Below are 13,292 nucleotides of genomic sequence, written 5' to 3' on the forward strand. Positions count from 1 at the left end.
AACAACGTGACGGTGATCGACAGCGCCACGAACACGGTCCTGGCCACCGTCCCCGCCGGCACGGTCCCGGGGGTGATCGCGATCGCGCCCAACGGCAACGTCTACGTCACCAACACCGTCTCCCACAACGTGACGGTGATCGACAGCGCCACGAACACCGTCCTGGCCACCGTCCCCACCGGGGCGGGCCCGTTCGGGGTGGCGGTGGCGCCGACCGGCAACGTCTACATCGGCAACAGCAATTCCAACAACGTGACGGTGATCAGCAGCGCCACCAACACGGTCGTGGCCACCGTCCCGGTCGGTGCGTTCCCGTTCTCCGTGGCGGCGGCGCAGAACAGCAACGTCTACGTCACCAACGCCAACTCGGCCAATGTGACGGAGATTTCGCCGTTGACGGTGACGACCTCGCCGGCGTCGCCGGTGTGCGGGCAGCCGGTGACGTTCACCATTTCCGGGGGCACTCCGAACGGGACAGCGGTGGTGAACTTCGGGGACGCCGGCCCCACGGTCACCGTCGCCCTGGACGCCACCGGGAGCGGGCAGACCACCCACACCTACACCACTGGTACGTTCACCGCGACCGTGAACGGCAACCCCACCCCCGTCACCGTGGCCCTCAACCCCACGACGCCGACGCTGACGGTGACGCCGGACCCCTCCACGTGCGGGCAGAGCGTGACCGTGTGCGCCACCATCACCCCGACGACAGGCACCACCTCGGTGCCGACCGGGACGGTCACCTTCACCCTCCCCAACGGCCAGACCCAGGTGGTCCCCGTCAACGCCTCGGGACTGGCCTGCTCCACCACCACCGCCCTGACCACCGGCACGCTCACCGCCACCTACAGCGGTGACAGCTGCTTCACCGGCTCCTCCGCCAGCACCCCCGTCACCGTGAACCCCAACCCCACAACGCTGACCGCGCAGCCAGGCATCATCCGGCTCCGGCTGACCCCGCTGCCCGAGTTCTTCATCCCCACCCTCAGCGCCACCCTGACAACCACCTCGGGGATGCCGGTGGCCGGTCAGCCGGTGACCTTCACCGCCACGACGCTCTTCGGCCCGGTCAACCTCGGCACCGCCGTCACCGACGCCAACGGCACCGCCACCCTCCACAACGCCGTCGTCCCCGTCTTCGCCGTCGCCACCCCCTTCTACGCCGCCACCTTCCCCGGCAATGCCTGCTACACCGCCGCCACCGCCCACGGCATCCTGCTGTTCATCCCCCTCCCGGGCTGAGCTCATCGGCTCCGAAAACCCCAGATCACCTGGTCTGCTGCGACGGTGATCCAACAGACCACGGTGCTGGAGGGGCGGCACGAGACAGCACCCCCGGTGCTGAACGCTCACCGCGTGCGGCGCCGCCGACCCGTCCCCAGCCCCAGCCCCAGGGCCACGGCACCGCCCGTTCTTCGTCTGGTGGTGTCATGCCCGGCCCTCGCGTCCCGACCGCTGGCCAGGGAGCCGCGATGCCGCGTCGCCTCCCGTCAGGGCCGCGCTCAGGGCGCTGCGTCGATGGATGCCCAACTTGCGGTAGCTGTGGGTCAGATGGGTCTCCACGGTACGGCGGGCCAGATGCAACAGCTCCGCGATCTCCGCATTGGTACGTCCCCCCGCGGCCAGTTCGGCGATCCGGCGCTCGCTGTCGGTGAGCGAGGCGGCACCGGTCCGCGTCGCCGGACGGCGCGCGCCGCCCGCCCGCAGCGCCTCCTCCGCCAGGTCCCGCAGCCGTACCGCGCCCAGGCGTTCGGCGAGCCCGGCCGCCTCCCGAAGGATGCCGCGGGCGCGGGACGACTCGCCCGACGCGGTCAATTGACGGCCCAGGGCCAGCCGCGCCGCCACGATCTCCGGTCCTGCCGGGCCGCTACGCAGCAGCCGCACCGCCTCCTGAGTCAGCTCCAGACCGCGGCGCCCGCCGGTCGCCGTGCCCAGGACACGCAGTGCCCGGCCCACCGTGCGGGGCGTGTTCCACACCCGGGCCAGGCGCAGTTCCTCCTCGGCCAGGGCGAGCGCCTCCCGTGGGACGCCCAGGGCCAGATGGCACTCGGCGGCCGCCGTGCGCCACGGGGTGACGACCGGGCTGAACACCTCCCGGGCCGACTGGCGGCGCCCGCACTCCAGGAAGTCGTGCAGGGCTCCCGCCAGGTCACCGTTGGCGGCGCGCAGCACCCCGCGCGCGTACAGGAACCGGTTCAGCTCCCAGGAATCCGGCGCCATCCGTAAGTCGAAGGCGCCGGCCAGGCGTTCGGCCTCGGCGGTGCGGCCCGTCTCGACGAGAGCCGTCAGCGCATGGGCATGGGCGTTGGTCGGGGTCGCAGCGGCGGGCAGCGGCTCGGCCAGCAGGCGCGGGTAATCGGCCCGCGCCGCGATGATGTCCAAACGGGTGTTGATCAGCGACCCGTGCATGGGATGCAGGAAGTCGGGGCGCTGCCCGGCCAGACCGCGCTCCACCAGCCGTTCGGCCTCGTCGAGTTCGTCGGCCCACTGAGCGACCGCGGCGGCCGTCCCCAGCAGGTACGGCTCGGACAGCGGGTCGGCCGGTTCCGCCAGCAGACCGCGCAGGCGCAGCATCGCCTCCGTCGCCGAGCTCAGACCTGCCGTGACCGTGTATTTCACCAGGTAGGCGTGACCGGCCGTGCTGATCGACTCCGGCGAGCGCTCGGCCACCTCGGCCAGCCGCTTGTACGCCTCCTGCCGCACCAGCTGGTCGTTGTCGGACAGTTGCAAGAACGCCTGCCGCAGGATGCGCACCAGGTCGGGACGGTCGGCGAGCGCGTCGTACAGTGAGCGCAGCACCTCGACCCCCGCGCTGGTCCTGCCACGGGCGGTCAGCGCTGTCCCCAGGGCGACCGCGGCGCGCACCCGTTCCTGCGGCGGTCCCGGCAGCCGGAGCGCCTCGGTGAGCCTCAGGATCGCGGCCGAGGAGCCGGGCACCGCGTACTCCAGTGACCCCAGTTCGGTCAGCAGGCGTTGTCTGCTCTCATCGGAGAGGGGTTCGTCCAGAGCGCGGCGCAGGAAGGCCAGCGCGTCCTCGATGCGCCCCTCACGCAACGCCAGTGAAGCGGCGTCCTGAAGCACCGGCAGTGCCCAGGGCGCGTCCACCACGTCGGTGAGCAGCAGCTGACGGGCGACGAGCTCGTAGGAGACACCTCGGTGCAGCATCGCCTCGGCGGTCGTCCGGTGCGCGGCGCGCCGCCGGGCCGCGGGCACGCCGGTGAGCATCTCGTCCCGCAGCAGCGGATGGGCGTAGCGGGGGCGGCCCATGCCGTCGGGGCGCAGCAGTCCGAGGCCGGTCATCGCGGTGATCCAGCCCGCGACCCGGGCCGGGTCGGCGCCGGAGAGTTCGGCGAGGAGTGAGGGGATGTGGAGGACGGGGAACCCCGTGCCGGAGGCGGGTCCGTGGTCCCAGCCCTCGTCCAGGACCGCCAGCGTCCGCGCCACCTCCGCGGTCCCCGGCCCGGCGCAGTCCAGCCACCACTGCACGGCCGCCGAGAACGCTCCCGGGTACAGCGCGGCCGAGGTGTCCGGCACGACCGGGTGACTGCCGTCGGAGAGGTCGTCCAGCAGGGCGCGCAGCAGCAGGGGGTTGCCCGCGCTGGCCCGTACGCAGTCCTCGATCCAGGAGTCGTCGGCGTCCGGGAAGGCCGAACGGATCGCTGTGGCAGCCGAGGCGTCGGACAGCGGGGCCAGGGTGTGGGTGGTGACCAGGGCGGGGGAGAGGCTGTGGGCGAGGCCCTGTGCGGGCGGGTCGACGTCGTACTGGCTGCGCTCGGTGGCCGCCAGGACGATCGGCAGCCGGTCCATGAGCCGGGCGGACTCCACCAGCCAGCGGCGGGACGCCGGGTCGGCCAGGTGCACATCGTCCACGGTGATCAGCAGCGGCGACTGCTCGGCGTGGGAACGCAGTACCCGCCGCAGCCCGGTCCCGGTCGCCCGTTCATCCCCGTCCCAGGCCCGATCGGCTGAATCGGGTACGGAGCAGAAGAGTTGACGGACCGCGGCGAAGGGAATCGCCGAGTCGCCGGCGGAGCAGCGAGCGCGCAGTACCTGCATACCCCGGGCGGCGGCGTCCTCGGCGGCGTCCTCCAGGACCGTGGTGCGGCCCGTGCCGGTGGCACCGCGCAGCAGGATCAGACGACCGGTGCCCGCATGAGCGCGCTCGGTCGCGGTGACCAGCAGCCGTGCCGCTTCCCGTAGTGCACATGCCGGTCGGGACATCCCTACCTCCTCGTGTGGACGTGAGCGTCCTCACGGACGAGGACGCAGTGCGCCGTACAACGGTGGCGTGATCCGCACCGTGAGAAGCACCACCCTGACCGCGCACCAGTGTGACGGAACCGGGATGTCGCATTTGCCGTCACGTTCCCACTGTCGTGGTTCCGGCCGCCCGATCTCGTGGTCCGTGTTGTGGTGCTCCACGATTGCGCTGGTCACGGGCGTCACATGAAGGTAAACAGCCTCCGTACGCCTCTGGCCTCACAGAAGTGGCGGGGTCGTGGAGAGGAGGCAGGGTGCTCAACTCAATCCGGATGCCACACGCCGGTACGGCAGACGGCACCGCCGTGCCGCCGGCTCGGATTCCCGTGGCGATGCGTCTCCCATGGGTGAAACGAGGTCATTCGAGGTGCTGGTTACGTCTGTCGTCCCTCGTGACGGCGTGGACCGAGCATCCCGAGGACGAACACCGACTCATCTCCGCCATGTTGGCCGTCCTGCTTTCCGGTGAGGCGCTGCACGCCACCGCACTGCTGGGTCCCCTCGGCGCCTCCCGGCTGGACCCACCGGAAGCGAAACCTGGCACCCCGCCCGTGGCGGAGATCGTCGCGGGCCGGGCCGGAGCGGTGCGGGCCTGTCACGGAATCGACCTCGCGGCCGCCAGTGGCGTCCGGCAGTGTGCGGGGCCGCTGGACACGCCGGTGGTCGTCGGTGGGCCGGGCGATCGGGAGGCGGCAGGCCGGGCCCGGCGGGTCGCTTCCGTGGGTACGGGTGCGTTCCTGCTCGCGCGGACCGGGCTGCTGGTGGCGTCCGTCCAACGCCCGCACGGCCGAGCGCGGTTCAGCACCCAGCCCGCCGCGCAGCGGCCCGTGCGGAAGCCGCTGCGGGACGTTCAGGCATGGGCCACCGCCCACCTCACTGACGACCTGACGGTCCGCGTGCGCGCCGAACGGGCCGGTACGAGCGAACGCGACGTCACCCGGGTCCTCCGCGCCGGGACCGGACTCACCCCGGCCGCCTCCGTGGAGACCGCCCGCACCGAGGCCGACCGGGCTCTGCCGGAGACGACGGACACCACCATCGACGCGAACGCCCGGCCCCGCGGCTTCGGTTTCGGCTTCGCCGAGACCCTGCGCCGCCGCTTCCAGCGGACCCTGGGCGTCACACCGGGCCCGTACCGCCACCACTTCTCCCGAGCAGGGGGAAGGAGCGCCTGGGCCCGGCCGTCGCGGTGAGAAGCCCGAGTGCCGCCGGCTCGTCTCCTGGGGTGCTTTCGGGCCCTGCGGGTCGTGGAGCACCGTTGGCCCTCCGCTGACCCTCCGCTGACCCCCGACCTGGTCGTAAGACGGCACGTCAACGGCCGTACCCGGCACGCACCGCACCGGAGCGCCCGTTCCAGGTCAGCGGCGCAGTACACCACCACCACGGTCTGACCCGGCCGCGCACACCGCCCCCGTTCTCCCGTCCCCCGTAACCGGAACACCGCTGATCGGAGCAGTCTCGATGAACGACACCAGGCCGGCAGAGTCCTCCCCGTCCCGGAACGCAACGGCGGGTGGGCACCCGTGGGACTGCACGTCGAAGGCGGCTGAACACCCGCCGGGCGCGGCCCCGGCCGTACCGGCCCGGCTCCCGCTGCCGTGCGGGCTCATGGCCGTCACCGGGCGACGGTCGGCGACTGCCGGTGTCTTGGCGGTGCATGGTGACGCAGCCAACGGTTACGGCTGAGCAGCCAGGTCGGTATGAGTTCCGTTCACCTTTGCAAGCCGGACACATCGCCTGGCTCATAGCACAGAAGCAGGTTATGCATGGCAGTATCGTCAGCTTACGACGGCAGTGACATAGCGGCAGCTCCTTTCCGGGTGCTCGGGCCGCTCGAGGTGTGCGGCGAGCTGGGAGCCGTACCCGTGGCACCGGGGCGTCAAGAGATCGTCCTCGGAGCGCTGGTGCTCGAACTGAACCGGGTGGTGGAGACGACCCGTCTGGTGGACGTCATCTGGGCTCACCACCCGCCGAAGACCGCACGCGCCCAGGTGCAGATCTGCATCTCCCGGCTCCGCAAGGCACTTGCGGACGGGGGAGTGGACGCCACCATCGAGACCCGCGCCTACGGCTACCTCCTGAGGGCGCCGGAGGACGCGACCGACATCGGCACCTTCCGCCGGCTGGTGGCGGAGGCGCATGCGCTGGCCCGTGACGGTCTGAAGATGCCTGCGGTGGACACGCTGCGCTCGGCGATTGGGCTGTGGCGGGGGCGGTGCCTGGCCGGTGTACCCAGCGAGGTCCTGGCCGGTACGGCGGCGCAGTGGGACGAGAGCCGCCTGGAAGCGGTGGAGACCTGCATGCGGCTGCTGCTGGAGCTGGGCCGTCACGAGCACCTGGTCGGCGAGCTGATGCAGCTTGTCGCCGACCATCCGCTGCGTGAGCGGCTGCGGGGACACCTCATGGTGGCGTTGTACCGTTCGGGCCGGCAGGCGGAGGCGCTGGACGTCTACCACCAGGGCCGGGCGATGCTCACCGAAGAACTGGGCCTGGACCCGGGAAGGGAACTACGCGACCTGGCGCAGGCAATCCTGACCGGCGACGCTGACCTGGCACTGGCCGAACCGGCCGACCCCCGTTCTCTCGCGGCGACGCCGCTGACCGAGGGGGTGCAAGAGCGCAGTGCCGATCCCGACCCGGTCGTCACCCCCAGACAACTTCCCGCCGACATCGGTGACTTCGTAGCCGACGACACGATCGTCTCAGCGGTCTGCGACGCCGTCACCGGGGGGCAGGAGAAGGGGCAACTGAACGTGGTCCTGGTGCTCGGCAGACCTGGTGTCGGCAAAAGCACGTTGGCCAGGCACGTGGCGCACCGACTCGCGACGGAGTACTTCCCGGACGGACAGCTCTACTGCGACCTCCGAGGGCCGGGCGGACAACCGGTCGGCCCCGCCCAGGCGCTGGGGCGGTTCCTCCGGGCGCTGGGCGTACCGGGCCAGGCCATACCCGATGCGCTCGACGAGCGCGCGGAGATGTACCGCAGTCTGCTGGCCGGTCGCCGGATCCTGGTGTTGCTGGACGACGCGGTGAGCGAGTCGCAGGTGATGGCGCTGCTGCCCGGAACCGGCAGCAGCGGCGTGCTGGTCACCAGCCGCGGCCAGCTCACGGCGCTGCCGGGCACCCGCCGGTTCAACTTGGAGCCGCTGAGCCCGGAACAGGCCATCCAGCTCCTGGGACGGATCATCGGCGAGCACCGTGTGGAGAGCGAGCGGGAGGCGGCGGGGGTCGTCATACGCTTGGTGGGCGGGCTGCCCCTCGCGCTGCGTATCATCGGCGCGCGCCTGGCCGCGCGCCCGCACCGGTCACTGACCTCCATGTGTCAGCGGCTCGAGGACGAGCACCGCCGGTTGGACGAGCTGGCACACGGCGAGCTGTCGATCCGGGCGAGTCTTTCGCTCAGCTATGACGGCCTGGCGGCGGCCGACCGTCGCCTGTTGTGCCTGCTCAGCCTGGCCGAGGGGACGGAGATCCCGAGCTGGCTGGGTGCCGCCCTTATCGACGACCGCACGCCGCACCCCGCTGACCTGCTGGAACCGCTCATCGACAGCCGGCTCCTCGACATCACCGCGATGGACCGGAGCGGGGAGTTCCGATGCGGACTGTCGCAGATCGTACGGATGATCGCGCACGAACGGCTGCCCGCGGAGATTCCCGAGAAAGAACGCGCCGGAGCGGTGCGGCGCATGGTCGGTGGCTGGATGGCGCTCGCCGAGCGGGCGCACAAAGAGATCTACGGCGGTGCATACACCCTCGTGGTGGGCCGGGGCGAACGGTGGCATCCGCCGGAGGACCAGGTCCAGCGGTGCCTCCGCGACCCGCTCGGGTGGCTGGAGAGCGAGCAGACCAACCTCTTGAACGCGGTCGAGCTGGCGGCCCGGTCCGGGCTGGACGAGCTGTGCTGGGAGCTGGCCACGACTCTGGTGACGCTCTTCGAGGCCCGTGGCTATCCCGAACTCTGGGAGCGCACACATCAGGTGGCGCTGTCCGCCGTACAGGAGGCCGGCAACGAACGGGGCCGGGCGGCGGTCCTCGGCTCGTTGGGGACCCTGCACCTGTACCGGGGCGAGCATGAGGCAGCAGGCCCCTACCTCAGCACCGCTCTGGAGATCTTCGAGCGGATCGGGGAGCCGAGTGGCCAAGCGCTGTGCCTGCGTGACCTGGCACGCATCGAGCGGCACCACGGTGACGACGATCGGGCGATGGCCCTCTACGAGAGCGCCGAGCGCAACTCCGTGCGGGCGCAGGACGTCATCGGCCGGGCATACGTGCTTGTCGAGATGGCGCACATCACGATGCGGCGAGCGGACTTCACGCGAACCCGTTCGTACCTCGACGAGGCTCTCGGGATCTGCCGGTCCGCCGGCTTCGACCGGGGCCAAGCCCTCGCACTGCGGCGGCTGGGCCACATGCTGATGTACCAGCAGCGGTACGAGGCGGCGGAACGGACCCTGCTCGAGGTCCTCGCCATGGTCGGGGCGAGCGGCGACCTGGTCGGAGAGGGGTATGTGCTGCACGACCTCGGCCGGGTCAATGCCCATCTGCGTCGCGTGGAACAGGCCGTCGAGTACTACTCGCGATCGGCCAGGATTCGGGAGCGGATCCTGGACCACAGCGGGGCCGCCGCCGTACGGGCTGACATCGTTGCCACCCTGGGCAGGACGATGACGCCGGTCGGCTGACACCAGGAGGCATGCAGGCCCGTCACGACCACGGCGTGTTGTCGGTGGGTGGTTCACCGGCCGGCAGCACGGCGACCGGGCCCTGCTCCACGCCGTGCCGATTCCCCGCAGCGCCGAGGACCGGCGCGACGACGTCCCCCGCGGCAGCCGGCAACTTCTTGATGGCCATCTCCGTTCTCCTCCCTTCGCAATCCGTTTCGCAACCCGTTTCGCAATCCGTCCGGGTGTTGCTGATACCAGCGTGCACCAGGCGCCCATCGCGGCTGCATGCCCGCGCTATCACCGCCTTACTCCGGCCCCGTGCCGCCGTGGATGCGCCGTGATGCCGGGCCGATAGGGCGACACCGGAGATTGGGCCCTGCCGACCTCGGCGCCCCTTCAGGGGACGGCCCTCAAGGAGTGGTCCGCATGACCGTATTGACCCGGGACGCGGTGACGCCCGCCGCGTGCGGCGTCCCGGAAACCGAATCGCAGCGCAGCGCAACGACCCCCGCGACAGCAGCGGTGGGCCTTGACCGGGAGTTCCCACGGAAGAGGAAGGAGCCGGTGCCTGCACACCAGGGCCTCTCCTCGACCGTCGTTCAGGGGAGGGTGCACGGCCGATGACGATGGACGCGGAGTTCTACTCCCGGGTGGCCGAGCGGTTCGGCGGCTACCGAAGCGATGCGCGGAGCACCGACGTGTTCGCCGACGGCCGCCCGGACGACGTCTTCGACGAACTGGCGATCGCACTGGGAGCGCCGGACGCCCGACTGCTGGATGTCGGCTGCGCCGACGGGCGTAGTCTGCTGCGCATCTCCCGTGCGTACGGCGCCGTGACCGGGATGGATCTGTCGCCGTCGATGCTGGAATGCGCCGCGCGGTATCGAGCGGAGGCAGGTCTGCCGCACGTCACGTTCGAGCTGTGCGATGCCGCCCACACGGGGCTGCCCGACGGGTACGCCGATGTGGTCACTTCCCGCCGCGGCCCGCTGATCCCCCGTGAGTTCGAGCGGGTGCTGCGCCCCGGCGGGGCCGTGGTGTACATGGGGATCGGGGAGCAGGACGCGCGAGAGCTGAAGGAGACATTCGGCCGCGGCCAGAACTTCGACAGCTGGAACGGCCGGCCTTTGTCGGAGGAGATTGCTCAAGAACTGTCCGACGCCGGTTTCGTGGTGACCAGAAACCAGGCGTTCCGGTTCGAGGAGTTCTACCACTCGGCGGGCGATCTGGACACCTTTCTGCATCAAGTGCCGATCATCGATACCTACGATTCTGCGGCGGACAAGGAGGCATTCGATCGATATGTCGCCGCGGTGACCGTCGATCAAGGCATCCGGCTGAGTCGGCACTGGTTCATAGTGCAGGCGCAGAAGCCCGCGGCCGTCGAGCCGTCCCACTCATAGGAAACGGTGCGCCATGGAGCAGGATCTCGTAGTCAACGAAATCTTCGGTCCGACCGTCCAGGGCGAGGGGCGGTCCCTCGGACGCAGGTGCGCGTTCCTGCGACTCGGCGGGTGCAACCTGTCGTGCTCGTGGTGTGATACGCCCTACACGTGGGACTGGACCGGAGCCGGTGAGAGCGGGGTCGCCCACGATCCGCGCAAGGAGCTGCACCGCCGCCCGGTGGAAGAGGTCGTCGCGGAATTGCTCGCTTTCGACACCGAGCTGATCGTGATATCCGGCGGTGAGCCCCTGGGTCAGCAAGAGCGACTGATTCCACTGGTGGCAGCGCTGACCGGACGCGGCAAAGAGATCGAGATCGAGACCAACGGAACGCACGCCGCGCACCCCGAACTCGTCGCCGCCGGCGTCAGGTTCAACGTCTCGCCGAAGCTGTCGCACTCGGGCGACAGTCTCCGGCGCAGGATCGTCCCTGCCGCCCTCGCCAGCCTTTCGGCGCTGCCGGGAAGTACGTTCAAGTTCGTCTGCCAGAACACCCGCGATCTCGACGAAGTGGCCCAGCTGGTCGCCGCCTTCGACCTGCCCTCGGTGTGGATCATGCCGATCGGGCGCAGCGCCGACGATGTCACCAAGCACATGAGCGAGTTGGCCGACGCGGTGGTGCGGCGCGGCTGGAACCTCACGACCAGACTGCACACCTTGGTGTGGGACGACAAACGCGCCGTGTGAGCAACGGCGCGCGCAAAGCAGAAGGGAACTCGGATCGATGGCATTTCGCATCACCAAGAAATTTGAATTCTCGGCCAGTCATCGGCTTGCCGGCCTTGCTCCTGAGCACCAGTGTGCCCGAATGCACGGGCACAACTATGTGATCGAGTTGGAGCTTGGAGCCGATGATGCGGACCTGTTGCCCGTGGGCTTCGTCCGCGACTACGGAGAGTTGTCCGCATTCAAGACCTGGCTGGACGAGCACCTTGATCATCGTCATCTCAACGATGTGATGGACGAGAATCCGACGGCCGAGAACATGGCGGCCTGGCTCTACCGGACATGGTCGATGAAGTTTCCCGAGCTGACCTGCGTGCGTATCTCAGAGACTCCCAAGACCTGGGCCGAGTACCGGCCGTGAGGCCGGTAACTCCGCAGCCCGGACGAAAGGTGACCACATGTCGATGACAAAAATGGACCTCGATGGTGACCCGTCGGCGTCGAGGACGGCCGAGGACCCCCTGGTCGAGATCGCCCGCCAACTGTTGGTGGAGATCGGCGAGGACCCGAGCCGGGACGGACTGCGCGACACGCCGGCGCGGTTCGCCCGCTGGTGGCGAGAGTTCATCAACTACGACCCGGGTTCGCTGGGCACGCTTTTCGAGTCCATCGGCACGAGCCAGCTCGTAGTCGTCTCGGACATCCAGGTCTGGTCGCTGTGCGAGCACCACCTCCTGCCGTTCAACTGCTCCGTGACGATCGCGTACCGCCCGACGGGGCAACTGCTCGGCCTGTCGAAGTTCGCCAGGGTCGCCCATCAGTACGCGCACAAGCTGCAAGTCCAGGAACGCCTCGTGGATCAGATCGCACTCGAGATCAGCACCCTGAGCGGCACCCCGGACGTCGCGGTCATAGCGAAGGGCGAGCACCTCTGCATGTCGATGCGGGGTATCAAGGCTGCCGCGCAGATGACCTCGACCGCATATCGCGGGGAGTTCAGCACGGACCCCGGACTCCGGGGCGAGCTCTTCGACCTGCTCCGGGCGTGACGAGTCGTCCGACTCCGCAAGTGCGGCGTCCGGCGCGGCGCTCGGGACGGGCGTGACGCTGCTCGCGAGCGCACTCTCCGGACCGCTGCGCGGGCCGACCGGTCGATCGCGGCCGACGGCACACACGCGAATCCGGTCCGCTCGACAGGAAAGGACAACGATGAACGAAAACGATTCTTCGACGCCTGCGGAAGCGGCTCGGCTGCTCCCCGCGCTGGACGCCGACCGGCTGGTGGCCGACCTCATGACGGCGCGCGACCACCTGTGGGATGAGCAGAGCTCGCACGTGAACGGGCGAGTGTCCAGGTGGGCCGAACAGGACTGGCGCTGCCTCCCGGTGCGCAGCCCCGGTGGCGACAAGGCACGTACCGACCCGGGCGGCCCCGGCAGCGCGGAGTTCGCCGACACCGAGTGGCTGGGCCACATGCCGTACGTGCAGGAGGTCCTGCGCTCGATCCCCGGACCCCTCTACGCAGTCCGATTCATGGATCTGGGGCCCGGCGTCGTCGGATACCGCCATTGCGATCCCAAGTTCGCCCCGGACTGGGGCATGGCCCGGCTGCACATCCCGGTCCTCACCCACGAGGAAGCCACGCTGGACCTTGACGGAGGGGTGTACCGCTGGCAGCCCGGTGAGTTCTGGTTCGGCGACTTCAGCCGCAAGCACCAGATCCAGAACCTCGGTACCCAGCACCGGGTGCATCTCGTCGTGGACGTGCTCGTCACACCGGAGCTCGCACGGCTCTTCCCGGCTGACTGGGCCGACTACTTCAACGGCCCGGAGGTGCTCTACAACCGTCCGGCCGTGGCCACGACCGGCCAGGAGCGGCAAGCCGCACGGTGTTCGTTCGACGCGCCGGCGCACCTGCTGGAGATAGAGGTGTTCGGGTCGCTCACCGGCCCGCAGCCGCAGGCCACCTTCAGCATCGTCGACACCGGCACGGACCTGGCCATTCGCTCTCCCCAGGACCACCTCTTCCCGCTCGTGGCCCTCGGTGGAAACGAGTACCGCTTGGTCGGATGGAGCGAGGAGCGAACCGTCACCACGAGGCTGGACGGCCCGCGGCCCGAAGTCGAACTGGCCTACCGCAAGGGCCACCGATCGACCCGGCTGCTCGTCCCGGCCACGCCGGCACCGTGACAGACGCCCGCACGTCCGCCGCCGTTCCGGTGCGCACACCGCGGCCCTGATCCTCCAGCACTGATCCTC

Annotated in this window: 10 protein-coding genes; 8 read left to right on the forward strand and 2 right to left on the reverse strand. The window is 70.0% G+C overall.

What is annotated here, in order from left to right; translation table 11 throughout:
• Nucleotides 1-1,242 (forward strand): Ig-like domain repeat protein (locus MUU72_RS31780; RefSeq protein ID WP_248016909.1); only part of this gene is annotated, 1,242 nt, incomplete at its 5' end.
• A 186-nt stretch (nt 1,243-1,428) separates the two neighbouring features.
• On the opposite strand, the gene MUU72_RS31785 is transcribed toward MUU72_RS31780, so the two are convergent.
• A complete protein-coding gene (locus MUU72_RS31785) occupies nt 1,429-4,221 on the reverse strand; it encodes an AAA family ATPase (RefSeq protein WP_248016910.1) in 2,793 nt (930 codons plus the stop codon).
• A gap of 482 nt (nt 4,222-4,703) precedes the next feature.
• Here MUU72_RS31785 and MUU72_RS31790 point away from each other — a divergent pair, with 482 nt between their 5' ends.
• Entirely contained in the window at nt 4,704-5,453 is a 750-nt protein-coding gene (locus MUU72_RS31790) for a helix-turn-helix domain-containing protein (RefSeq protein WP_248016911.1), read from the forward strand.
• A 573-nt stretch (nt 5,454-6,026) separates the two neighbouring features.
• On the forward strand, nt 6,027-8,942 hold the full coding sequence (locus MUU72_RS31795) for an AfsR/SARP family transcriptional regulator (RefSeq protein ID WP_282505123.1): 2,916 nt from the start codon (nt 6,027-6,029) through the stop codon (nt 8,940-8,942).
• 22 nt (nt 8,943-8,964) lie between these two features.
• Here MUU72_RS31795 and MUU72_RS31800 read toward each other — a convergent pair whose 3' ends face one another.
• Nucleotides 8,965-9,111, reverse strand: coding sequence for a hypothetical protein (locus MUU72_RS31800; RefSeq protein ID WP_248016913.1), 147 nt, complete (start codon nt 9,109-9,111; stop codon nt 8,965-8,967).
• Nucleotides 9,112-9,544: 433 nt separating this feature from the next.
• Here MUU72_RS31800 and MUU72_RS31805 point away from each other — a divergent pair, with 433 nt between their 5' ends.
• The 5 genes from MUU72_RS31805 to MUU72_RS31825 all read left to right on the forward strand — a co-directional run bounded on the left by MUU72_RS31805 (nt 9,545) and on the right by MUU72_RS31825 (nt 13,223).
• Nucleotides 9,545-10,327 (forward strand): class I SAM-dependent methyltransferase, encoded by a 783-nt coding sequence (locus MUU72_RS31805; protein WP_248016914.1) that lies wholly within the window; start codon nt 9,545-9,547, stop codon nt 10,325-10,327.
• 13 nt (nt 10,328-10,340) lie between these two features.
• The gene (locus MUU72_RS31810; RefSeq protein WP_248016915.1) at nt 10,341-11,054 is read left to right on the forward strand and encodes a 7-carboxy-7-deazaguanine synthase QueE; all 714 of its coding nucleotides are present in this window, start codon (nt 10,341-10,343) and stop codon (nt 11,052-11,054) included.
• 37 nt (nt 11,055-11,091) lie between these two features.
• Entirely contained in the window at nt 11,092-11,454 is a 363-nt protein-coding gene (locus tag MUU72_RS31815; protein WP_248016916.1) for a 6-pyruvoyl trahydropterin synthase family protein, read from the forward strand.
• Between the two features lie 37 nt (nt 11,455-11,491).
• Entirely contained in the window at nt 11,492-12,082 is a 591-nt protein-coding gene (folE, locus tag MUU72_RS31820) for a GTP cyclohydrolase I (protein ID WP_308403905.1), read from the forward strand.
• A gap of 160 nt (nt 12,083-12,242) precedes the next feature.
• Nucleotides 12,243-13,223, forward strand: a complete 981-nt coding sequence (locus tag MUU72_RS31825) for an aspartyl/asparaginyl beta-hydroxylase domain-containing protein (protein WP_248016917.1) — start codon at nt 12,243-12,245, stop codon at nt 13,221-13,223.
• Nucleotides 13,224-13,292: the final 69 nt, after the last annotated feature.

The sequence above is a fragment of the Streptomyces rhizoryzae genome, assembly GCF_023155275.1.
Classification (GTDB): domain Bacteria; phylum Actinomycetota; class Actinomycetes; order Streptomycetales; family Streptomycetaceae; genus Streptomyces; species Streptomyces rhizoryzae.

Excerpts from the sequence above, each read along its gene's own strand:
- MUU72_RS31785 (WP_248016910.1), bottom strand. The coding sequence starts at position 4,221 with ATGTCCCGACCGGCATGTGCACTACGGGAAGCGGCACGGCTGCTGGTC.
- MUU72_RS31790 (WP_248016911.1), top strand. The coding sequence starts at position 4,704 with ATGTTGGCCGTCCTGCTTTCCGGTGAGGCGCTGCACGCCACCGCACTG.
- MUU72_RS31795 (WP_282505123.1), top strand. The coding sequence starts at position 6,027 with ATGGCAGTATCGTCAGCTTACGACGGCAGTGACATAGCGGCAGCTCCT.
- MUU72_RS31800 (WP_248016913.1), bottom strand. The coding sequence starts at position 9,111 with ATGGCCATCAAGAAGTTGCCGGCTGCCGCGGGGGACGTCGTCGCGCCG.
- MUU72_RS31805 (WP_248016914.1), top strand. The coding sequence starts at position 9,545 with ATGACGATGGACGCGGAGTTCTACTCCCGGGTGGCCGAGCGGTTCGGC.
- MUU72_RS31810 (WP_248016915.1), top strand. The coding sequence starts at position 10,341 with ATGGAGCAGGATCTCGTAGTCAACGAAATCTTCGGTCCGACCGTCCAG.
- MUU72_RS31815 (WP_248016916.1), top strand. The coding sequence starts at position 11,092 with ATGGCATTTCGCATCACCAAGAAATTTGAATTCTCGGCCAGTCATCGG.
- folE (WP_308403905.1), top strand. The coding sequence starts at position 11,492 with ATGTCGATGACAAAAATGGACCTCGATGGTGACCCGTCGGCGTCGAGG.
- MUU72_RS31825 (WP_248016917.1), top strand. The coding sequence starts at position 12,243 with ATGAACGAAAACGATTCTTCGACGCCTGCGGAAGCGGCTCGGCTGCTC.